General features: G+C 68.1%; 18 protein-coding genes and 1 pseudogene. 7 read left to right on the plus strand and 12 right to left on the minus strand.

The window, feature by feature from the left end; translation table 11 throughout:
* Positions 1-83 precede the first annotated feature (83 nt).
* The 5 genes and pseudogenes from ACFP2T_RS07440 to ACFP2T_RS07460 form a co-directional block, all read left to right on the plus strand.
* A pseudogene (locus ACFP2T_RS07440) lies at positions 84-281 on the plus strand (alpha/beta fold hydrolase); the annotation flags it as partial.
* 116 nt (positions 282-397) lie between these two features.
* On the plus strand, positions 398-754 hold the full coding sequence (locus ACFP2T_RS07445; RefSeq protein WP_377418989.1) for an alpha/beta fold hydrolase: 357 nt from the start codon (positions 398-400) through the stop codon (positions 752-754).
* Positions 755-1518: 764 nt separating this feature from the next.
* The gene (locus ACFP2T_RS07450; protein WP_377418992.1) at positions 1519-2700 is read left to right on the plus strand and encodes an extracellular solute-binding protein; all 1182 of its coding nucleotides are present in this window, start codon (positions 1519-1521) and stop codon (positions 2698-2700) included.
* 61 nt (positions 2701-2761) lie between these two features.
* The gene (locus tag ACFP2T_RS07455; protein ID WP_377418994.1) at positions 2762-3736 is read left to right on the plus strand and encodes a carbohydrate ABC transporter permease; all 975 of its coding nucleotides are present in this window, start codon (positions 2762-2764) and stop codon (positions 3734-3736) included.
* Positions 3736-4602 (plus strand): carbohydrate ABC transporter permease, encoded by an 867-nt coding sequence (locus ACFP2T_RS07460; RefSeq protein WP_377418997.1) that lies wholly within the window; start codon positions 3736-3738, stop codon positions 4600-4602. The genes ACFP2T_RS07455 and ACFP2T_RS07460 overlap by 1 nt, the downstream gene beginning before the upstream one ends.
* 29 nt (positions 4603-4631) lie before the next feature.
* On the opposite strand, the gene ACFP2T_RS07465 is transcribed toward ACFP2T_RS07460, so the two are convergent.
* The gene (locus ACFP2T_RS07465; RefSeq protein WP_377418999.1) at positions 4632-5870 is read right to left on the minus strand and encodes a right-handed parallel beta-helix repeat-containing protein; all 1239 of its coding nucleotides are present in this window, start codon (positions 5868-5870) and stop codon (positions 4632-4634) included.
* A 327-nt stretch (positions 5871-6197) separates the two neighbouring features.
* On the opposite strand from ACFP2T_RS07465, the gene ACFP2T_RS07470 reads away from it, so the two are divergent.
* Positions 6198-7091: a sulfotransferase domain-containing protein gene (locus ACFP2T_RS07470; RefSeq protein WP_377419003.1), complete on the plus strand. Its 894-nt coding sequence runs from the start codon at positions 6198-6200 to the stop codon at positions 7089-7091.
* Positions 7092-7093: 2 nt separating this feature from the next.
* On the opposite strand, the gene ACFP2T_RS07475 is transcribed toward ACFP2T_RS07470, so the two are convergent.
* The 10 genes from ACFP2T_RS07475 to ACFP2T_RS07520 form a co-directional block, all read right to left on the minus strand.
* Positions 7094-7723 (minus strand): response regulator, encoded by a 630-nt coding sequence (locus ACFP2T_RS07475; protein WP_377419006.1) that lies wholly within the window; start codon positions 7721-7723, stop codon positions 7094-7096.
* Positions 7720-9000: a sensor histidine kinase gene (locus ACFP2T_RS07480; protein ID WP_377419010.1), complete on the minus strand. Its 1281-nt coding sequence runs from the start codon at positions 8998-9000 to the stop codon at positions 7720-7722. The genes ACFP2T_RS07475 and ACFP2T_RS07480 overlap by 4 nt, the downstream gene beginning before the upstream one ends.
* 4 nt (positions 9001-9004) lie before the next feature.
* Positions 9005-9745 (minus strand): ABC transporter permease, encoded by a 741-nt coding sequence (locus ACFP2T_RS07485; RefSeq protein ID WP_377419013.1) that lies wholly within the window; start codon positions 9743-9745, stop codon positions 9005-9007.
* Positions 9746-9755: 10 nt separating this feature from the next.
* Complete coding sequence (locus ACFP2T_RS07490; RefSeq protein ID WP_377419016.1) at positions 9756-10664, minus strand: ABC transporter ATP-binding protein; 909 nt, start codon at positions 10662-10664, stop codon at positions 9756-9758.
* Between the two features lie 103 nt (positions 10665-10767).
* Entirely contained in the window at positions 10768-11406 is a 639-nt protein-coding gene (locus ACFP2T_RS07495) for a hypothetical protein (RefSeq protein WP_377419018.1), read from the minus strand.
* A gap of 301 nt (positions 11407-11707) precedes the next feature.
* A complete protein-coding gene (locus tag ACFP2T_RS07500; RefSeq protein WP_377419021.1) occupies positions 11708-12745 on the minus strand; it encodes a YncE family protein in 1038 nt (345 codons plus the stop codon).
* Positions 12746-12903: 158 nt separating this feature from the next.
* Entirely contained in the window at positions 12904-13353 is a 450-nt protein-coding gene (locus ACFP2T_RS07505) for a hypothetical protein (protein ID WP_377419023.1), read from the minus strand.
* Entirely contained in the window at positions 13350-17255 is a 3906-nt protein-coding gene (locus tag ACFP2T_RS07510; RefSeq protein WP_417629202.1) for a golvesin C-terminal-like domain-containing protein, read from the minus strand. The genes ACFP2T_RS07505 and ACFP2T_RS07510 overlap by 4 nt, the downstream gene beginning before the upstream one ends.
* 59 nt (positions 17256-17314) lie before the next feature.
* Entirely contained in the window at positions 17315-19804 is a 2490-nt protein-coding gene (locus ACFP2T_RS07515) for a DUF6531 domain-containing protein (RefSeq protein WP_377419026.1), read from the minus strand.
* Positions 19805-20339: 535 nt separating this feature from the next.
* Positions 20340-20606: a helix-turn-helix domain-containing protein gene (locus ACFP2T_RS07520; protein WP_377419028.1), complete on the minus strand. Its 267-nt coding sequence runs from the start codon at positions 20604-20606 to the stop codon at positions 20340-20342.
* A 76-nt stretch (positions 20607-20682) separates the two neighbouring features.
* Here ACFP2T_RS07520 and map point away from each other — a divergent pair, with 76 nt between their 5' ends.
* On the plus strand, positions 20683-21501 hold the full coding sequence (gene map / locus ACFP2T_RS07525) for a type I methionyl aminopeptidase (RefSeq protein WP_377419031.1): 819 nt from the start codon (positions 20683-20685) through the stop codon (positions 21499-21501).
* Positions 21502-21537: 36 nt separating this feature from the next.
* Here the strand turns inward: map and ACFP2T_RS07530 are convergent, their stop codons facing one another.
* On the minus strand, positions 21538-22065 hold the full coding sequence (locus tag ACFP2T_RS07530) for a DinB family protein (RefSeq protein WP_377419033.1): 528 nt from the start codon (positions 22063-22065) through the stop codon (positions 21538-21540).
* Between the last annotated feature and the right edge of the window lie 163 nt (positions 22066-22228).

A 22228-nucleotide genomic window follows, 5' to 3' on the forward strand; every position in this document is an offset into this window, starting at 1 on the left:
CACGGCTTCCCCGACAACCTCCATCTGTACGACCGGCTGATGCCGCACCTGGACGAGTCGCGGCCGGTGGTGCGGTTCGACTTCTGGGCTGGGGCCGCTCCGACAAGCCGGCGGGCTACCCGTATACGGCCGACAACCAGACACTCGACGTCGCCGCGGTACTGGACGCGGTGGCGCAGCACCTGGGCCAGGATCGGGTGGTCCTGGTGGCGCACGACTCGTCCGGGCCGCCCGCCATCGACTGGGCGCTGCGCCATCCCGACCGGATCGCGGCGCTGGTGCTGCTCAACACGTACTACCAATGGATTCCCGCTCTGCGCCTTCCAACGGCGATCGCCCTCTTCTCCGCCCCGGAGTGCGCACCATCGCCCGCGCCCTGGCCCACCGTCGCCCCGCAGTGCAAAGCCGGCTGTACAGCTGGCAGGTCGGCACATTCATCAGCGATCCCGAGGTACGCCGCGAACTGGTCCCGCAGATGGTACGAGACTTCCCACCCACCCAGCCCGCGTTCTGGCGCCTCAACGAGGACCTGCTCGGCACACTACTGCGCAGGCGCAGCCGGATCCCGGACCTGCGCCGGTTCACACCACCCGTACGGATCGTCTTCGGCGCACGGGACCGGAATCTCAACAGCCGGGTCGCACTGCGCTTCGCGGAACTGTTCCCCAAAGCGGACCTGCACCTACTCGACGCGCGACACTACGTACAGGTAGACGAGCCCGAACGCGCCGGCCAACTCATCAACACCGCGTGAATCCGCAAGGGTCACCTCGAACTTCCCGTCGGTGAGCACGGCCAGTAGTTCCGCCACCACGCTTAGAAGTCATGGCCACCAACCCACAGGCGTTCGCCGTACGCCGGCGGCCCGGAACGCCAGCGCGACTGCCGCCAGTGTCGCAGGGTCGACCACCACCTCACGCATCGTCACCCACACGAAACCGTAACTTCCGGAACTTCTCCGATACGAACGCCGTGGCCTTGCCGGCCACAACCCGATAGTCGGTCATCCACCTGCTTCTCGGAGGAGCCAGAACCAGACGCTCGCGGACGGGCGCGAGGAGGTGGTCTGTGGGGTAGTCAAGTTCACCCCGGTGGAGGCGACGGAGCTGGCATTCCGCACCACCGATGGTGGAACGACGGTCGACTCCCTCGGGTCCTGGAAGTTTCAGAAACGTGTCTTGTATTTTTCGGATCGGTCTGCAAGTCTTTGGCCGTCGATAGCCAGGTGATGTGACGTCCGATGGTCGAGGTGACGGCCGCGAGTGGCTGTGAGCCCGGCCGCTGGACGGGGCCCGTCGACAAAGAGGGGACAGCAGCCCTCGCGTCCACGATGGATGAACGGGTCCGGCGTTCCCGTTCGCCAGAGGAGTTCGTCTGGGCGCACTCGGCAGAGAGGACAGGTTGATGAGGGCAAGAAAACTACTCGCTGTGTCGGTAGTCCTGGCGACGGGTGTTCTGGGAACGGCCGCCTGTGGTGGGGACTCAGGAGACGGGGGCTCCAGCGGCGGCAAGGTCACGATGAGCTTCTGGCACAACGCGACGACGGGTCCCGGCAAGGCCTTCTGGGACAAGACGGTCGCCGACTTCGAGGCCGCCAACCCGAACGTGAAGATCGAGATTCAGTCGATCCAGAACGAGGACCTGGACGGCAAGCTGCAGACCGCCCTGAACTCCGGGGACGCCCCTGACGTGTTCATGCAGCGCGGCGGCGGCAAGATGGCCGCGATGGTCAAGGCCGGCCAGCTGATGGACATCACGGGCGGGATCTCCGACGCGACCAAGAAGGTCGTCTCGGAAGGCTCGTTCAAGGCGCAGACGATCGACGGCAAGGTGTACGCGATGCCGGTGGCGGTCCTGCCCGGCGGCTTCTTCTACAGCAAGGACCTGTTCGCCAAGGCCGGCATCACCCAGACGCCGACCACGCTCACCGAGCTGCAGACCGCCGTCGACAAGCTGAAGGCCGACGGTACCCAGCCGATCGCCCTCGGAGCCAAGGACGCCTGGCCGGCCGCCTTCTACTACTACTTCTTCGCGTTGCGCGAGTGCAGCACCACCACGGTCACCGAGACCGCCAACAGCATGAGCTTCGACGATCCCTGCTGGCTGAAGGCCGGTCAGGACGTCAAGAACTTCGCCGCGACCCAGCCGTTCAACAACGGCTTCCTCACGACCTCGGCCCAGCAGGGCGCGGGAAGCTCGGCCGGTCTTATCGCCAACCACAAGGCGGCGATGGAACTCATGGGCGCCTGGAACCCCGGCGTCATCGGCTCGTTGACGCCGGACCAGAAGCCGCTGCCCGACCTCGACTGGTTCCCCTTCCCCAGCATCGACGGCGGCGCGGGTGAGCCCGGCGCCATCCTCGGCGGCGTCGACGGCTACTCCTGCTCGGCAAAGGCTCCCAAGGCAGAGTGCACCGCCTTCCTCAACTTCATGTTGCAGACGCCGGTGCAGGAGGCCTACTACAAGGGCTTCCAGGCGCCGCCGGTGAACAGCGAGGCCCAGGGCGCGGTGACCGAGCCGCATCTGAAGTCCGTGCTCGCGGCCTACAACAAGGCCCCGTTCGTCTCGCAGTGGCTCGACACGGTCTACGGGCAGAAGGTCGGCAACGCCCTCAACGTCGCCGTGGTGAACCTGCTGGCCGGTAAGGGCAGCCCCGAGGACATCGTCAGCGCGGTCAAGACCGCCGCCAAGCGGTCTTAGAGATCCGTCCACCATGTTCGAGACAGACCGCGAGAGCGTAAACCTCGCGCAGGACCGGTCCGTGGGTGCTACGACGGTCGGGGGTGGCGCGTCCGTCGCGCCGCCCCCGACCGGGCGCCGCCCCCGGAAGGGCATCGGGTGGCCCGCCCGGCTGGAGATCGCGCTGATGACGGGGCCGACACTGATCGTGTTCCTGTCCTTCGTCATCCTCCCCGTAGCCATGGCCGCCTACTACGGCTTCTTCAACTGGCAGGGGTACGGCCCGCCCACGGAGTTCGTCGGCCTGAGCAACTACCTGCTCATCTTCCAGGACGGCACGTTCATCGACGCCCTACAGCACAATGCGGCGATCGTCGTACTGTCGCTGGTGACCCAGGGACCGGCAGCCGTCCTGCTCGCCCTGCTGCTGAACCGGAAGATGCGGGGGCAGACCCTCATCCGGGTACTCGTCTTCGTCCCCTACGTGATCTCCGAGGTGGTCGTCGGCACCGGCTGGAGCCTCTTGCTCCAAGGCAACGGCGCCTTCAACGCCTTCCTCGAGAATCTCGGACTGGGTTGGCTGCGCAGCGACTGGCTCGCCGACCCCGAGAAGGCGATCTGGACCCTGATGGGCATCCTCACCTGGAAGTACATCGGCTTCGCCGTGATCCTCTTCCTCGCCGGATTGCAGGGCATCCCGGACGAGCTGACGGAGGCTGCCGCGATCGACGGGGCGTCCTACTGGCAGATCCAGCGCCGCATCACGCTGCCGCTGCTCGGGCCGACGATCCGGATCTGGGCATTCCTGTCGATGATCGGTGCCCTACAACTGTTCGATCTTGTCTACATCATCTGGGGACAGTACGTCTCGTCGACGGCCGGTACATCGACGATGGCCACGTACATGCTGACCAACGGGCGCAACGCGGGAGAGTACGGCTACGGCAACGCCGTGGCTGTGGTCCTGTTCTTCATCTCGCTCATCGCGGCGCTGATCTATCAACGGTTCGTCCTGCGCCGTGACACCGCGGGCGCGCTCACCGGAGGGAAGAACTGATGGCCGCGACTGCCGTAGCCGCGCGCAGGCCGACCCGGGCCAGCCGGAAGGTGGCGTGGGGAAGCCCGGCCGTGTACTTCGTCGCGCTGCTGCTCATCGGGGCGATGCTGGCCCCGGTCGTCTACATCATCCTCGGCGGCTTCCGCACGAACGCGCAGATCACCACCGACCCGGCGGGGTGGCCGAGCCCGTGGGAGGTAGACAACTACCTTGACGTGCTGGGCGGCGAGGTGTTCTGGGGTCAGGTGCTCAACTCCACCATCGTGGCCGGGTTCACCACCGCAGGTGTGGTCACCCTCGGCCTCATGACGAGCTTCATCCTCGCGCGCTACCGGTTTCGCGGTCAGGGAGCGATGTACTCGCTCTTCGCGGCCGGCCTGATGTTCCCGATCACTGTGGCGATCACCCCGCTCTACATCCTGGTCCGGACCCTCGGACTGATGAACACGCTGCCGGGGGTGATCCTCCCGCAGATCGGGTTCGCCATCCCGATGACGATCATCATCCTGGTCCCGTTCGTGCGTGCCATCCCGGACGAGATCCAGGAGGCGGCGTCGATCGACGGATGCAGCCGGCTGGGCTTCTTCTGGCGCATGGTGCTCCCGCTCGCCATGCCGGGTGTCATCACCGTGGCCATCCTGACCTTCATCACCAGCTGGAACAGCTACCTGCTGCCGCTCTTCCTCCTCAACAAGGAGGAAACCTTCACGCTGCCCCTCGGCGTGCAGGCCTTCGCGTCGCAGTACTCGGTCGACACGGCCAAGGTGCTGGCGTTCACCTCCCTGTCGATGCTGCCGGCGTTGCTGTTCTTCAGCCTGTTCCAGCGTCGGATCGTCGGAGGGCTGACCGGAGCCGTGAAAGGCTGACCCGCCAGGTCGGGAACACCTGGACCTCTTCAGCCACAGGTCACGCCGATGCATCCGGCTGGGTCGCCCGTCGAGACGTTGCCGCCGCCGTCCCGGACGCTGCCGACGGGCGACCCCTCGATGCCGAACTCGGCGTTGTGGCTGGTCAGGTTCCGGGCTACCACGACCGCCGAGCCGACCGGGACATTGGTGTGCAGCCCGTCGTCGATCCACCGGTAGGCGGAGTCGAGATCGGTGGAGGCGTACCCGTTGCGGGTGAACCGGTTGTCGGAGATGGTCACCCGGGCCGGCCCGGTCCCGATGATGTCCGCCTCCAGGAACATCCCAGCCTGGTCGTTGGCGGTGAAACGGTTGTTCCGGACCAACAGGCCGTCGAGTTCACCGAGGACGTGCACGTCGGCGCGCACGCCGTACCGGTTGCCGTCGAAGGTGTTTCCCTCGACCCGCAGGTGGTGGGTCACGACGTCGGTGTACACCCCGTACTGGGTGTCCCGCACGAGGTTGCCACGGATCAGGGTGCCGTCGGTGAATGTCGACCGGATTCCCCGGCCGCTGGTCAGGACGTTGTCGAGGACCTGCGCCCGGTTGCACTCGGAGATGTTGATCCCGGCCCAGAGAAAGCTGTTCCTCCGGACGACCGCGTCGTGCGACTCGGACAGGTTCAGGCCGCCGTACCGGAAGGTGTTGCCGACGACCTGGGCCGCATTGCTGCCGCTGCTCAGGTCGGTCAACCCGGTCACGTCGACGCCGCGGACCACCAGCCCCTTCGCCCCGGCGGTCCGGATCGCGTACGCCAGCGTCGGCGGCGGCCCGGAACGCGGGACGATCCGACCACCCTGGATCAGCAGCCCGCTGACCTGGTCGGCGTAGACGCTGGCCGGGGCAAAGGCCGTACCGCCGCCGTTGTCGAGCAGTTGCAGCCCGGTCAGCCTCGCGTCGCGGGTGGCCTCCAGCCAGACCCCGATGGTGAAACCGCGGATCACACCGTTGCGGATGCGCGGGGCGGCCACCCCGACGGCCCGGATGCCGGTGCCGGCCGCCGAGCCGGAGATGGTGTGACCGTTCAGGTTGACCGTCACCCCGTCCGCGCCGACGATCAGCCCGTCGCCCCGGCAGCTCAGGTTCGCAGTGAGGGTGAGATCGGTGGTGACGGTGCCGCCGCACCGGACCGGCGTGGCCGCGTACGCCGGCAGCGGTCCGGCGGCCACGACCAGCGCGGCGGCCAGGGCGACGAACACGGCAGGGACTGGCAGGGTACGAGAGCGCATGGTCTTTCCTCGGCGTCAGGCCGACGCTCACCGCACCGGCAGCAGGCTTTCTGAAAGCCACGCTAGTTACTGTAAGTAGTTGGCTGGTTGCAGTGTCGCCAACTGGACCGCTGCGCCGGGCGGGACGGCGCCGCGCCCACCGTCCACATGCGTTGGCGAGCAGCGCGGAGGTGGCTGACGCCTGGTCGGTATGTGAACGATATGTTAATCGATGTATCGTTAACGGCCGCAGGATGAGGTACTCCAAGGGTGGCGGGCTGCCACCTGAGCAGGTGCTCGACCGTCCTGCGAGGTTACCGACCGTCGAGGTATGGAGAGGGTTAGGCGATGATGAAGCGTGCCGTGACGTTCACCAAGCACCACACACCGAACTCGGTGCGTGTGGTCGCGCGTCGGGTGATGTCGGCATCTCACAACGCCAGACTGCAACTCGCGGTTCCGGTGGAAACGCGGAGTGAGTACGAAAACATCTTCCACTGCACGATACGCAAGACGGCCAGCCAATGGATCAAATCCCTGTTGAGCGACCCCATTGTTTATCGCTACTCCGGTCTACTGCCACACGACCCGCGCCCCCACAAGTGGCGTTATCCGCAAGCCCTGCCGCGCGACCGTGTGGTCTCGTCCCTCTTCGTCTCGCACAAAGCCTTCATGACCATCCCGAAGCCCGAGCGCTACCGGGCGATCTTCATCCTTCGGGACCCGCGCGACATCGTCGTTTCCGGCTACTTCTCCTACCGGAACACGCACACCGCGATGGGGGACATCATGGAGGTGCGGAGCGCACTGCGGGAGAAGACGTTCAAAGACGGGCTGCTGCACGTCATCCAGTATCTCCAGGACAAGGGCACCTTCCGGGCCCTCCGGTCGTGGGCGACCGCTCCGCCTACGGATGCCGTCCGTCTGTTCCGGTACGAGGACCTGACCGGGGAGCGGCAGGCGGAAGAAGTGGATCAGATGATGCGCCACTGCGGGATATCGATCCCGCCATCCGAGCTGGCAGCCCTGCTCTCCCGATACAGCTTCTCGAGGATGCGGGGTGGCGGGGAGGCAGTGGCGTCGGTCTCCCACTATCGAAAAGGAGCGGCCGGCGACTGGCGCAATCACTTCGACGACGATATCTACGAGGTCTTCGCCGAGACGACGGGCAACCTTGTCGAGCTTCTCGGCTACCCTGCGCGTGATTCGTCTCCGTCCGCAGAGCGGGCACAGGACTCCTGACGTCAGCCGCGGGGTGTCAGGTAGCCGCGGGAGAAGGCGGTGGCGACGGCCGCCGCCCGGTCGTTGACGCCGAGCTTCGCGTACACGTGCAGCAGGTGCGTCTTGACCGTCGCCTCGCTGATGAAAAGCTGTCTGGCGGCCTCGCGGTTGGTCGAGCCCTGGGCGATCAGCTCCAGGACCTCCAGCTCGCGCTGCGACAGCGGCTCCGAGGCCGGCTGCCGGATCTGCCCCATCAGCCGGGTCGCGACGGCGGGAGAAAGTACGGCCTGTCCCCGCGCGGCCGCCTCGACCGCGCGGAACAGCTCCTCCCTCGGCGCGTCCTTCAGCAAATAGCCGGTGGCGCCGGCCTCGATCGCGGGCAGGACGTCGCTGTCGGTGTCGTACGTGGTGAGCACCAGGACCCGGGCCGGCACACCGCGTCTGGCCAGTTCCTTGATGGCGGCGACCCCGTCGGTCCCCGGCATGCGCAGGTCCATCAGGATCACGTCGGGCCGGAGCCTCTCCCCGGCGACGATCGCCTCGGCGCCGTCGCCGGCCTCGCCGAGCACCTCGAAGCGCGGGTCGGCGCCGAACATGCCCCGCAACCCGTCCCGGACCACCGGGTGGTCGTCGACGATCAGCACTGAGATCAATCTGTACCTCCTGGGGGAATTGCCGGCACGATTGCCGAGATCGCCGTGCCGCCACCCGGCTCGGACTCGATTTCCAACCGGCCCGCGAGGCGCTGCACCCGCTGCCGCATCCCGCCGAGCCCGAACCCGCCGTTCGTGGAACCATTGGCACGCTTGGCACCGGGCTCGAAGCCGATCCCGTCGTCCCGTACGTCGAGGGTCACCAGGTCCTCCATGTACGACAGGGTCAGGCCGACCCGGCTCGCCCGCGCGTGTTTGGCCACGTTGGCCAGCGCCTCCTGCGCGGTCCGGAGCAGCGCCACCTCTACGTCGACGTGCATCGGCCGGGCGTCGCCGGTGGTGGTCAGCAGTGTGTCGATGTGGTACACCTCCGCCCAGCGCCTGGCCACCTCGTTGATCGCGTCCGGAAGGCGGGCCTCGGCGAGCATCGCCGGCTCCACCGCGTGGACCGACCGGCGGGCCTCGGTGAGGCTGTCCCGGGCCAGGTTCATCGCGTTCGTCACGTGCCGCCGTGACGTCGACGGCTGGTCCCGGGTCTGCTCGGCCGCCTGGAGCTGGGTGAGGATGCCGGCGAGGCCCTGGGCGAGGGTGTCGTGGATCTCCCGTGCCATCCGCTGCCGCTCGTCGAGCACCCCGGCCTCGCGGGCCTGGACCAGCAGTTGGGCGTGCAGGCCCGCGTTCTCCTCCAGCGCCGCCTCCAGCTTGACGTTGGCCTCGTGCAACTCGACGAGCGCCTGCTTCTGCTTGTGGTTGCGCTCGTCGGCCAACTCGGCAAAGTAGAAGAACGCCCCGGCCACCATGACGCTGACCACGCTGATGGCGAGCCATTCTCCCCACGCCCCCGCGATGATCTCGGCGGCCCCACCCAGGTATCCCACCGCCGAGATCGTCGCCGTGGCGACGACGCCGGCATAGCGCCAGCGGCCTGTCAGGTACACCATCGCCTGGGGGTAGCCGACGAAGGTGAAGAGGGCATAGATGGGCGCCCCCGCGACCAGGCCGGCGGCCAGCACCATCAGGCCCGTGTAGTACAGGCCCATCAACGGGCTACGGTCGTGCCATTCCGGGTGGAGGGTGTGGAAGAAGAGCAACCAGAGCGTGGTCGCGAGCGTCAGCCCGAGCACCGTCGGGACGTGCACCGGCATGTCCCAGGCCGGCTGGAGCAGCGTGAGGAGGCTACTGGCCGCCAGCAGGAGGTACGGAAGGGCCTTGAACAGCGCGATCTCCTTGCGCTCCCAGCGGTCGAACTCCGCACGCAGCTCCGCCTCGATGCTCACGACCTCACTCCCAGCGGAAGTACCGTGCGGCCAACCCACCGGCCACGATCGACCACCCCAGCATGACAGCCAGGTGCAGCGGCTGCGGCCAGTGCCCGGCCGTGGCGTCCTGCATCGCCTGCACGGCAGCGCCCAGTGGGGTGAAGTCGCTGATCGTGCGCAGCACGTCGTTCATGCTGTCGCGTGGTATCCAGAGGCCGGCGAAGAAGACGATCGGGAAGAACAGCACGGTGCCGATCGCGCCGGCACTCTTGCCGGTCGGCGCGAGCGCGGCGACGAGCAGGCCGATCGCGAACATCGCCAGCGCCGCCAACACGTAACCCAGCAGGTAGGCCGGTAGCTGCCGGGGCAGGCGCACGCCGAACGCCAGCCGGCCGACGGCCAGCACGACCGCCATCGTCGCCACGGACAGGATCGTGGACATCAGCAACTGCGCGCCGAGCATGACCCGCGGCCTGACCGGAGTGGTCCGCATGCGGCGCAGCACGCCCCGCTCCCGGTACGTCGCGAAGAGCTGGGACAGGCCGTTGAGGGCGAACATGGCGAGGCCCATCGCCACGACGATCGGCACGTACAGGTCGATCACCCGCAGGCCGCCGAGGGACTCGTCGGGTTCGCGGAACGGCGGGATCGCCCCGAAAATGGCGAGCAGGATCGGCGGGAACGCGAGCGCGAAGAACACGATCATCGGCTCGCGGAAGAACAGTTTGGTTTCGGTGACGGTGAGCCGGGACAGGGCGGACAACGTGGTCTCCTCAGGCGTCGATGGTTCGGCCGGTGAGCGCGACGAACGCGTCTTCCAGCGAGGTCTGCTCGATCCGCAGGTCGGCCGCGACGACCTGGTTGTGGGCGAGCACGGTGGTCACCGCGAGCAGCAGGTTTCCCGTACCGGTCACCACGAGTTGGCTGCCGGCCCGCTCGACCGATGTCACCTCGGGCAACGCGGTCAGTACGGCGTGGTCCAGCGGCGCCGACGGCCGGAACCGGATCCGCTGCTGATCGTCGACCCTCGCGACGAGCCCGGCCGGAGAGTCGAGCGCGACGAGCCGACCCGAGTCGATCACGGCGAGCCGGTCGCAGAGCCGTTCCGCCTCCTCCATGAAGTGCGTGACCAGCAGGATCGTCACGCCCCGGTCGCGGATGTCCTCGATCAGGTCCCAGGTGTCGCGTCGCGCCTGCGGGTCCAGGCCGGTGGTCAGCTCGTCGAGCACCGCCACCTTCGGGTTGCCGACCAGCGCGAGCGCGATCGACAGCCGCTGCTTCTGCCCGCCGGACAACCGCCGGAACTGCGTGTCGAGCTTGCCGGTGAGTCGCAGCGTGTCGACCAGATCCCGCCAGTCGGCCGGCTCGCGGTAGAAGGAGCTGTACAGCTCCATCGCCTCGCCGACCTTGAGCTTGTCGGGCAGTTCGCTCTCCTGGAGTTGCGCACCGAGCAGTTGCCGCAGCTCACCGGTGTCGTGCTGCGGGTCGATGCCACAGACCCGGATGGCGCCACCGTCCGGGGTACGCAACCCCTCGACGCACTCGACCGTCGTGGTCTTACCGGCCCCGTTGGGACCCAGGATGCCGAAGATCTCGCCCTGCGCGACGGCGAAGCTGACCCCGTTCACCACGGTGTGGTCGCCGTAGCGCTTGACGAGGCTTTCCACCTCGATGATTGCCATACCGGAAGCCTGCCGTCCGCGATCCGGCGCCGAATCGACCACGCAGCCACGGCTGGCGCGGGGCGCGGTGGGTCCGCCGATCAACCAATCGGTGGATGCCGGGTCAGCCGCGCACGCCTCCCTCGGTGGATACCACCGTGATCTCCCTCAACCACTCGCCCTCGGGACGGCTGTGCTGCTTGGCGTGTTCGGCGACCACGGCGGCGATGGGTCCGTCGGCCGGGAACCGGGCGGCGTCGTACCTGACGATCGTGGCCGGCCCGGACGCCAGCCAGGGCGATGGGTCGAGCCCGAACAGCGCCAGTGCGGCGAACACCCCCTGGCCGCTGATGTCGACCAGCGGACATTCCTCCTCGCTCGGCAACGGATCGCCCATCGCCATCCCCTGCGTCAGGCTCGCGTGCGACGCGTAGACGTACCTCAGCGGCTCGCCGTCACGGGCAACCGTCAGCCAGTACGTCCCGGACACGGTCTCGGCGCCAGCGCCCACCACGGTGCCCAACTCGGCGGACATCGCGACGATCATGTCGGGACTGTCGGAGAGGATCATCGACGTGTCGAGCAGGAACGCCCGGTCGTCGCTTCCGCCGAGTAGCAGGTCGAACTGGCTGGAGTCGATCTCGGCCTCCGAGGTGCGGTCCACGACCACGTCGGGGATGAACTCGCCCGCGTGCCGCGACAGCTCCTCCAGCAGCTTCGCGGGTGACGTGGTGGCGACGAGGTATCCACTGTGCAAGCCCATGCCGCACCGTACTCCCAGACGGTGGACCACGACGTCCCGACAGCGCGCGGCAAGGCGGAGCTCGTGCCCGGCGTCGAGGTCGGGCAGCGTACGCACCAGCTCGTACGCCGGGCGACGTTCTCGTATTCCTCCAGCGCCCGGCCAGGTCTCCCCCGGCGGCATGCGGAACCCGGCCGCATGCGCCTCCTACCTGGTGGGATCGTCGCCGGCCGGCATCCCCGCGAGAACGTGGCGCCGCCCGGCGGGCGACCGGGAAGGTCGACCCGCCAGGCGGCGGTGGAGAAGGGTGGATGCCGACGGCTCAGCCGGTTGGCCGGGAGACCACCTCCAGCGCCGGAACGCTGCTGGTTGCCCGCTGGGTCACCACGAACAGGTACTTCAGGTCACCGGACCAGGCCAGGCCCCGGGTGGCCGCCAGCTCGCCGCTGTCCAGGTCGACCTTCTTCTCCGGCAGGATGCCGCCCACCTCGTAGACCAGGACGTCCTCGCGGCCGCTGGTGTTGCGGCCGATGGCGAGGTACCGGCTGTCCGGCGAGGCGGTCACCGAGTTGGGCCGGAATCCGGTCGCGTACGCCCCACGGCGGGCGAGGTCTGCCGGGGCGAACGCCTCGGCGTGGTCCCGCGACCCGGAGGCGGTGAACAGGGTGGCACCGTCCGGGCTCAGCGCGAGGTCGGCGAGGCTGCTGCCGACCACGTCGCCCGTCGCGCCCTCGGCCAGCTCGACGCCGGCCACCGAGAAGACCCGTACCGTCGACAGGCTCAGCGAGAGCTGCCCGGCGACCAGCGGCCCGGCGTCGGCGGTCACCGCGCCGAGCAACGGGGCCCGCTGGAAGATGGCGTCGCCCTGCCGGTCGAGGGTGATGACCGGCGGGGCGGCGGCGGTGTCCAGTGCGCCGATCTTTCCGGTCCAGTCGGTCTCGCAGCCGTACCCGAACCAGATCGTGGTGCCGGTCCGGGCCAGATGCGTCGGGCAGGTCTGCGACCCGACCGCGTAACGGGCCGTCTCGGCGTACGTCGTCGTGTCGATCGCCGAGATGGCGTCGCCGCTGGCCAGCGCGGCGTAGAGCGTCGTGCTGTCGGCGCTCAGCGCCAGGCCGGTCGCCCCGGGCTGGCCGGTGATGGTCTTCTTCACCCGCCCGGAGAAGTCAGTCACCACGATCCCGTTGGTGGTCGGGCCGCCGCTGACGAACACCCGGTCATGGACGTCGTCGACCACGATGTCCCCGTAGTTCGGCAGCGGCAGCCGGTCGTCGTCAGCCTGGACCGGTGCGCCGGTTGCGGCTATCACCATCGCCGCGACCGCCAACCCCGCTATGGCCCTGAGGGGGAATCTCCGCATCCCTTCACTCCTCTTCCGTCGTCGACAGATGTGCTTCGTGCTTCGTGCAGCTCCGACTTCCCGCCATGTCGGAACCAGCAGTACAGAGACCATTACGCAGGGCCGCTGAGGGGATTGAATTCCCGGACGGTAGCCCCATCAGGCACACTTGACGGGAGCTATCGATGCACGTGTAGGTATGGACGGAGCTGACCCGGATAGGCCGACTCGGGAGCCAGGATCGAGTCTTTTCCAACTGCGGCACTCAGGACGGACATGAGGCGCTTGACTTCTTGTACGTCCTGGATCGTTCGAAACTCGTCCGCCTCGCACTGAAGGCTGATCACATTTGGATCATATAGCGATGCTGTCCAGACTTGATCACCCGCGCGAATGCGCATCGCATACGGCGAGTCTTCACCCCATGTGAACACTGCAGGCTCCATAGGAATAGGCGAAGACGTATCTGTATCGAAGACGTGGACGTCGAAACCTGAGTCAGACAGCGCCGTCATCGCACTCATCCAGTCGCTGGCTGTCGTCCCGACAACCATGACCTCAACGAGGCCACCCAAGTCGGCCTGGATTTTCCGTAAAACGCCCATCTCATCCGCAGAGGGTCTGGTCACGGCCTGCCCCTTCGCATATCCGGAACTTCTCGGAATCCGACGAAGTTTCCATCTTTGGTCCAGCGGGCTCCGATATCAGGAAGCCAAATGTCGATTACATCGACTCCTTCGTCGCTGGTGAAGGATTGCCGCGCGGCCTTCGGGTTGGTCAGTAGGTCTGCGACGAGATGTTCAGATAGATCCGCTCGGTCAAGCCCTGAGCTTACCGGGAACAGTGAGGTGTTCGGGCGGTTCATGTGCTTGGCATAGGACCGAGCAGCCGCCGATGATCCGCGCCCCTTCGTCGCGCTTTCATACATCGTTTGAATGCTTGGTTCACAGTTATGCACGAGGACGGGCGTGGTGCCCGCGAGCACGTAGTACGTGTGGATGTCGGACACGGTCAGGTTGTGCACCCGTTGCTGCTGGTTCCAGGCGCGTACGGAGAGGACCTGGACCAGTCCCCGGTCGTCCGTACGGAGCCAGTCGTCGGTCGCCAGGTCGTCGGCGTCCGCCCAGCGCTCCTCGGCGTCCAGCCAGAATGGGTGGTCGGCGGTGGCGATCACGGTGCCGGTGGCATCGCCCCGGGCCCCGTCGGTGTCGACGGTGACCTCGACCAGGTCCTTCGCACCCTCGCCGACGATCAGCGCGACCACCGGCCGGGACTCGGTCAACCCCGTGACCGGATCGGTCGCCACCACCTCGTCGCCGACCTCGACGTCCTCGATCGCTTTTGTCGTGCCGTTGGCGAGCAGCACCTGGGTATCGGGAGTGAAGCTGTTCCCGGGTAGCGGACAGGAGGGCCCCGATCGCGGCGGCTTCGGCGCGGTCGGCGGAGCGGGCGGTGCCTGGGGTGGCGGCGCCGGCTTGGCGGGTCCGGTCGGTGCTGCCGGCGTGTTGCCGCCGGACTGTGCCGGTGGCGCGTCTCCACCACCCTTGGCCGGAGGAGCGGGTGGAGCGTCCCCGCCGGTCTTCGCCGGAGGTGCGCCCCGAGCACCGGCCGCCACGTCGTCGGCGGTCTTGGTGCCGGCCTGGACCGCTTCGACGCCGTTCTTGACGTGCTTGCCGGTCTTCACCGCGGTGGCGCCGTACCCGATGAGCGGGATCGCCGAGGTGAGTGAGAGCGCCGCGTCGACCTCGTTGCCCTCGGCCAGGTACCAGATGCCGTTGGCGACGTCGGCGACCTCGCCGACCACCGGCACCAGCCCGACCACGTCGAGCGCGATGTGACCGATGTCGCTCAACGACGGCCAGTGCCCGGTCAGGTCGACCATGCTGATCGGGTTGCCGCCGCCGAACGAGTACCGGTTCATCGTGAACGGGTTGATCGACAGCGACAGGTCCGACAGTGCGCCGTTGTAGAGGTCGAGGGAGAGGAACCGGTTCTCCCCGGGGCTGTAGTCCCGCAGCCCCATGTCGTAGTTGCCGGAGGCCGAGTCCCAGCGGGCGGTGTTGAACCGGTAGACGTTAGCCGGCTCGGCGTCCGGGTTGCCGGCGTCGGGCTTGTCGGCGCCGGTGAAGGAGTCGGTGTCGTCGCCGCCGTACGCCGTGTAGCCGTAGGTGGCAATGTTGTTGCCCTCGGAGTTGGTCAGGCTCTCCACGTCGGCGTGCGCGTTGTAGCCGTGGTACGACTGCTCCCGCTCGCCGTTCTCCGGCACGCTGAGCTGCCCGAGCAGTTCTCCGAACGGCGAGTACTGATACGACTTGCGCAGCTCGCCGTCGACCCGCTCGGTGAGCACCTGCTGGGTCAGCCCCAGGTAGTCCAGGGTGGTGGTCTTGGCGTCGTCGCCGCCCGCCTTCGCGGTCCGGCTCACCGTCCGGTCCAGCGGGTCGTACGCGTACCGGGTGGTGTTGGTGGCGGCCCCGGTGCCCTGCCGGTATTCGGCGGTGCGGTCGAAGCCGTCGTAGATGTAGCGCTCGGTCTGCTCGCCGCCGGTGCTGGTCCGGCTGAGCCGGCCGAACGGGTCGTAGCCGTAGACGAAGGTGGTGCCGTCGACGGTGGAGGAGGCGAGCCGGTTGCGGTCGTACCGGAAGGTGGTGGTGTCGTCCTTGATCTGCTGCTCGATGACGTTGTTGTTGGCGTCGTGCCGGTACGTCTCGGTGGATTTCTCGTCACCGTCGGTGCTCGACTTGGTCACCTTGCGGACCCGGTCGCGCGGGTCGTACTCGTAGCTGAAGACGTCGTCGAGGTACGCGCTGTGGTCGTCGGCGTTCTGCCGGCGGGCGGTGTCCTTGGTCTTGTGCGAGTTGGCGTTGTATTCGAGCGTGTGCTCGTTGACCAGCGTGTCGCCGGACTTCTTCTCCACCTGGTGCCGCAGCAGCCCGTCGAGGTAGTACTCGAAGTCGACGGTGTTGCCGTTCGGCTTGACCTGCTGTCGTACCTGGGATCGGGCGGTGTAGCTGAACGTGGTGACCCTGTCCTCGGCGCCCTCGCCGGTGGCCCGGTTGGTGATCCGCTCCACCAGGTCCCGGGCGTCGTAGGCGAAGGTGGCGGTCTGGTCGTCGTGCCGCCAGGCCTCGATGTTGCCGTTCGGGTCGTACTCGTAGCTGGTGGTGTTGCGCAGCGCGCCGTCCTTGCGCTCCTCGATCGAGGTCGCCCGGTCCAGCGCGTCGTATCCGACGGTGTACTCGTCGGTCCGGGCGCCGGAACTGGCGTCGGTGATCTGGACGAGGTTGTCGTTGACGTCGTACCGGTGCTGGAAGGTCTTCTTCTCGGTGTCGACGTCGCCGCTGTTGTCCCGGACCAGCCGCACCGCGTCGGCCACCACCGGATTGTCCGCATCGCCGGAGAGCGTGATGTTGCGCAGGTTGTCCTCGGTGAAGGCGAACCGGCCGAGGTTGATCCACTCTCCCGCGTCCTGGGTCTGGTCGACGGCGCGGGTGGTGCTGCCGCCGTTGTGCTCGACGGTGTAGCGGGCGTTGGTCGCGGCGCCGCGCGGGAACCGGACGGCGACGTCGTAGTTGCCGCTGGCCGGGATGTCGGCCTTCCAGGTGAAGCTGCCATCGGTCGCGGTGGCGACCCGGTAGTCGTACCCCTCGTGGTCGCCGCCGTCGCCCTCGACGACCCGCCACCCGCCGGTGACCTCGGTGTGGTTGGCGTCGGAGTTGTCCACCAGCACGACGTGCTGGCCGACCGGCACCCCGTCGTCGGAGCGGGACTTCAGCTTGCCGTTGAGGTGGTATTCCCAGGACATGGTGCGGCTGGAGCCGCCGCCCGCGCTGAGGAAGGTGCGGGAGGTCTGCGCGCCGACCGTGTTGTAGTCGTAGTTGGTGCGGATGCCGAACGGGTCGACGGAACTGCGCAGCCAGCCGTTGTCGTAGTAGGTCTGCCGGGTGACGTTGCGGACGCTCTGCCCATCCGACGGCGGGGCACTGACCTCGGTGAGCTGACCGACCTGGTCGTACCCGTAGAAGATCTTGTCCGGAGCGTTGACCGTCTCGTCGTCGGCGGCGAACGGGAGGTGCTTCTCCTTGACCCGGTTCAGCTCGTCGTAGACGACGGTCTGCACGAAGTCGTTCGGGTCGGCGGTCTCCGTCCCACGGGGCAGTGTGGTCCGGGTCGGATTGCCGACCTGGTCGTACTCGTAGCGGCTGGTGAAGTAGCGGATGTCGCCGCCGTCGCGGGAGTGCGGCGTACGGCTCTCGGCCACCATGCCCCGCTCGTCCAGCCGTAACAGGCTGGTGTTGCCCTCCTGGTCGGTCGTCTCGACCACGTTGCCGTCCCGGTCGTACCGGACGCTGGTCCGGTGCCCGGCCGCGTCGACCACGGCGGTGACCCGGTGGTTCAGGTCGTACTCGTGCTTCGTGGTGTAGTCGTTCGGGTCCGGGGTCCGGCTCTTCTTCGGGTCGACCTGGGTCACCAGGTTGCCGACGGAGTCGTACGCCGCCGTGCTGCGCTCGCCGAGCGGGTCGGTGACGGTCAACCGCCGGTTCAGCTCGTCGTAGGTGTAGCGGGTGACGAAGTCGTTCGGATCGTCACGGGTCAGCGCCCCTTGGGACGGGTCTCCGCCAGCAGGTTCCCGACCGGGTCGTACCGGAGGGTGCTGGTCTTCGCCGGCTCGCCGGCCGACTCCCGGGGCGCGGTCAACGCCACCAACTGGTCGTTCTCGTCGTACGCCGCCGTGGTCACCGCCCGGTTCGCGGCGGTCAGCGTGATCATGTTGTCGTTCGCGTCGTACTTCGGCCCCGGCGTGACGATGTACTCGCCGGCCGCCGCGTCCTTCGGGATCCTCGTGGTCAGCGGGCGGTTGAGGATGTCGTACGTGAAGGTGCGGGTCTTCTGCCGGGCGTCGACGGTGGACAGCACGTTGCCGGTCGCGTCGTAACTGAAGAAGCTGGAGCAGCCGAGTGCGTCGGTGATCCGCCTCGGATAGCCGTTCACGTCGTAGTCGGCGTACGTGGTCGGGTTGCCGTTCGCGTCCGTGGTGGTGACCAGGTGGCCGAACTCGTCGTAGACGTACCGGCTGGTGTAGTCGCCGTCCGCCGCGCTCGCCGTCCCCTTCGGGTCGGTGACCGCGACCAGGTTGCCCCGGTCGTCGTACACGAACTGCCAGCGCCGGCCCTCCGGGGAGGTCTTCTCGGTCAGGTCGGCGACGTGCCCGTCCAGCGCGAACCGGTAGCCGAGCCGGGTCGGCGGGTGGTCGTGCGCGTTCGCCTCGGCGTCCCGGATCTCCAGCGGGTAGCCGGTCTTCTGGTCGTAGACCCAGGTGGCGAGGGCGCCGTTGTGCTCGCGCAGCCGGACCACGTTGTTGTCGGCGTCCCAGACGAGCTGCGTGACCTCACCCTTGGCGTTGGTCAGCCGCTCCACCCTGCCGTAGCCGTCGAGCAAGAAGTGGGTCGGGTGACCGTTGGCGTCGGTCACCGTGGCGGTCAGCTTCGACCCGTCCGCGCCGTCCGCGTCGGCGTACCCGAAGTCGGTGCCGTGCCCCCGGCGGTCGGTGAGTTCGGCGACCCGGCCGCGCAGCAGCGACCCGGCGCCGCTGTCGTGGTACGCGATGTCGGTGTGGTTGCCGTTCGGGTCGACCGCCCGGACCAGCCGGCCGTCGTCGTAGTGGAAGCCGAAGGCCCGCGCCTGCGGGGTACCGGCGCCGTCGACGATCTCCTGGAGTTCCCCGCCCTCGTTGTAGGTGAAGGTCAGCGTGCGGCCGGAGACGTCGGTGATCGAGCGGAGCTGGTGCTCGATGTCGGCGTTGGTCAGGTTCCGCGCCAGCCGCTTGACCGTCCCGACGAAGTACGCGTAGTCGTCGCCACGCTGGTAGTAGTCGAGAGTGAGGGTGCGCCGCCCGGTGGCGTCGACCAGCCCGGTGAGTACGCCGGTGTGCCGGTTGCCGACCGTGGCCTGCGCGTACTCGAAGGTCAGCTCGTTGCCGTTGCGGTCGACCGTCGCGGTCTGGTAGCCGCGCTCGTCGAAGTACATCCGGGTCCGATCCGGGCCGGTCATCGACCAGCGCCGGGCGTCGTCGTCATCCCCGGTCCGCTGCAACAGCAGGTGCACGCCGGCCGGGCTGTCGTAGGTCCACTTCGCCCGGTCGAGGCTGTCGTGGCGGTTCAGCGCGAAGTGGTGGCCGGTGCCGTCCCCGTCGACCAGCGTCACCCGCTCCGGGTCACCCAACAGGCCCTGGAACTCCAGTGGCGAGCCGAGCCGGGTCAGCGTGGAGGTGGCCAGCGACCAGCCGGAGCCGAGCGAGGAGGTCGAGCCGTCCTGGCTGTTGTAGGCGAGCCGGACGAAGGTGACCGGTCCCCGGCTGGGGTTCGCGATCGGGGTGTAGTCGAGGACGGCGTTGCCGGAGAAGGCGTTGACCGAGAGGCCGGAGCCGGCCCCTGTCGCGGTGCCGGCGTACTGGTAGAAGTTCTCCAGGCCGAGCTGGTTGGAGGTGGGGTGCTCGACGGTGACGTCCTGGCGCAGCGGCGCCACGTCGGCGGTCTCGGAGAGCCAGGTGCGACGGTCCCGGTTCCGCAGGTCCCAGGCGAGGACGTACCGCTCGCGATCCTGCCCGAGCAGGCTCTCGCTCGGGGCCTTGACCTTCGCCTCCACTAGCACCGACGCCCCGGGCGCCAGGTCCGTCGGCAGCGCGGTCTCCAGCCGGTTCGACCCCGTGGTCCGGTCCCGGCCGTCCGGGGTGAACCAGCGGTACGACAGCGCGTACGTGCTCTTCGGCAGGGTGCCGGCGGTGGTGTTCCGGACCGTCACCTGGATCGGGTACTCGTCGGAGGGGATCATCCGGCGCGGCGCGTCGGGGGCCGAGTAGGCGCCCTCGACCTGGAGCGTGGCCGTGCGGAGCGGCCGGGGAGCGGGCGCCTGCCGGCTGGCGGTGGTCGCCGGGGAACGGGTCGGCGCCGGACACGACGCGACCGCTGGCCGGGGACCGTCGGAGCGGGGTTGCCCATCCGGCCGGGCCCTGGCGGCCGCGGGCGCCGCCGTGGCGGCCGGTGTCGGTATGGCGGCCGCCAGGGTCAGCACCAAGGTGGGCAACAATCCGAAGCTGATGAATCGTCTGAAACGTGCCACGCCAGCCGTACCCTTCGTCGGAATGTCCTGGCCGTATCGCTCGGCCACATCGGTCGCCGGGAACCGATCAGGGCATGACGAGTTCAGCGCCCGAAGAACTCGGCGCATTACGGATTCAGGGCATGCCAGATCAGCGCATGGCGAAGAATGCGCAGATGAATAGCAGTGATTGCGGCCGAATGCTGCGGCCACGAGAGAAGAATGATCGTGCTATCAGGGCTCAAGTGCCCAATCCACAGTGGCCAGATCAGGAATCATGACCATCGGCCCTCAGGTCGACTGGGCCCCCCGTGTGCCCCCTTCCATCGCTATCCCCGACAGCTGAATGAAAGACTATCGATGGGAGCAACGCTTTTCGACCCCGTTTTTTGTCGGGTATTCGCACCTTCTGATGCGCCGGTCCAGCTGTCCCACGCCTCACCACTCGGGCACACGCTGGTCGGCATCACCGGCGGGCCGGCGACAGGATCTCCTACCGGAGTATCTGGGTGGCCGGTCTTCAGGACGCCTGACGGATAGGCATGTCGGCCAGCCAGACGTCGGCCAGGTCGCTGAGGGGGACGTCGAGAGCCTGACTGAGGCAGACCACACTGCCGAACGCCGGCGCGGGAAGGCGGCCCGCCTCGATCTTGCGCAGCGTCTCGGGGGAGATGCCGGCTGCCAGGGCCACCTCGACGAGGCTGCGGCCGGCCCGCGCGGCCCGGAGGGCGGCTCCGAGGCGCTGACCCGCTGCGATCTGTTCGGCGGTGAGTGGTTGGCGAACCATGTCAGCAGGATATCCCGCCGGAGCCTCCCCGACCCGGCGTGGTATAAAAATACCGCCTAGGGAGAGGGAGGCTGTCGTGATCGAGCTCAAGTCCGTCGAGGAGATCGGCCGGATGGCGGTGACCGGCCAGTTCGTCGGCGAGCTGCTCGCCGAGTTGGGCGGCGTCGCCGCAGTCGGCGTCAACCTGATGGACCTCGAACACCACGCCCGCCGCCGGATCAAGGAACGCGGCGCCGAATCCTGCTACTGGGACTACGCCCCTTCGTTCGGCCGCGGCCCGTTCCGCAACGTACTGTGCCTGTCGGTCAACGACGCGGTGCTGCACGGCCTGCCGCACGACTATGTCCTGCGGGACGGTGACCTGCTCAGCATCGACATGGCGGCCGGCATCGACGGCTGGGTCGCCGACTCCGCGCTGTCCGTCATCGTCGGTACCCCCGACCCGGCCGACCTGAAACTGATCGAGGCCACCGAGGTCGCATTGGAGGCCGGCATCGCCGCCGCCCAGCCCGGCGGTCGCCTCGGCGACGTCTCGGCCGCGATCGGCGAGGTCGCCCGCTCCTACGGCTACGGCGTCAACGCCGAGTTCGGCGGTCACGGCATCGGCCGCACCATGCACGAGGCCCCGCACGTCGCCAACGACGGCCGCGCCGGCCGAGGCCTGAAACTCGTCCCCGGCCTCACCATCGCCATCGAACCCTGGTTCTGCCGCTCCACCGACAAAATCAAGTACGACAACGACGGCTGGACGATCCGCTCCGCCGACGGCTCCCGCACCGCCCATTCCGAACACACGCTCGCCGTCACGGCTTCCGGCCCCCAGGTCCTGACCGGACGCCCCAGTCACGACGCCACCCCGGCCGATCCCACCAGGAAACCCGCCACAGCCCCCTGACCCACGTCCTGACCCACCGCCCGCCCCAACCTGTCGCTAGCCCATCGACTTGGAGCCGTCGATGGCCTCCCGAATGATGTCGGCGTGCCCGGCGTGCTGTGCGGTCTCCGCGATGATGTGCTGCAGTACCCGCCGCGCGCTCCACCGCGCACCCGGCTCGAACCACGGCGCGGACGGCAGCTCGTGACCGGCGTCGAGGTCGGGCAGCGTACGCACCAACTCGTCGGTACGGCGCGCGGCCTCCTCGTACGCCTCCAGCACTCCGGCCAGGGTCTCCCCCGGCAGCATCCGGAACCCGGCAGCATGCGCCTCGTAGGCGGCGGGATCGTCGCCGGTCGGCATCCCCGCGGCCCCCTCGACGATGAACCGGGCCCACGCTCGCTCCACCGCCGTGACATGCTTGATCAGCCCGCCGACGCAGAGTGCGCTGACCGTGCTGCGGGTGGCCGCCTGCTCGTCGCTGAGCCCACGCGCGGTGAAGCCCAGGAAGAAACGCGCCTTACCCAGGGACTCCAGCAGGTCCGCCCGCTCGCCGGTCAGGATGTCCTCGGATGTCGTCGCCACGTTCTCGGATGTTGTCGTCATGTTCTCGGATGTGGTCGTCGCCATGGTCATGACCCTTCGCCTCGGATTCGCCTCGCCGTGCTGGCAACCTCGACGCTACGGCCCATAGCGGTCAGTTTCTGGCCGCTATTACCGACCACCACCGGCGATCCCGAACGAGAAG

The sequence above is a fragment of the Plantactinospora solaniradicis genome, assembly GCF_042658085.1.
GTDB lineage: Bacteria > Actinomycetota > Actinomycetes > Mycobacteriales > Micromonosporaceae > Plantactinospora > Plantactinospora solaniradicis.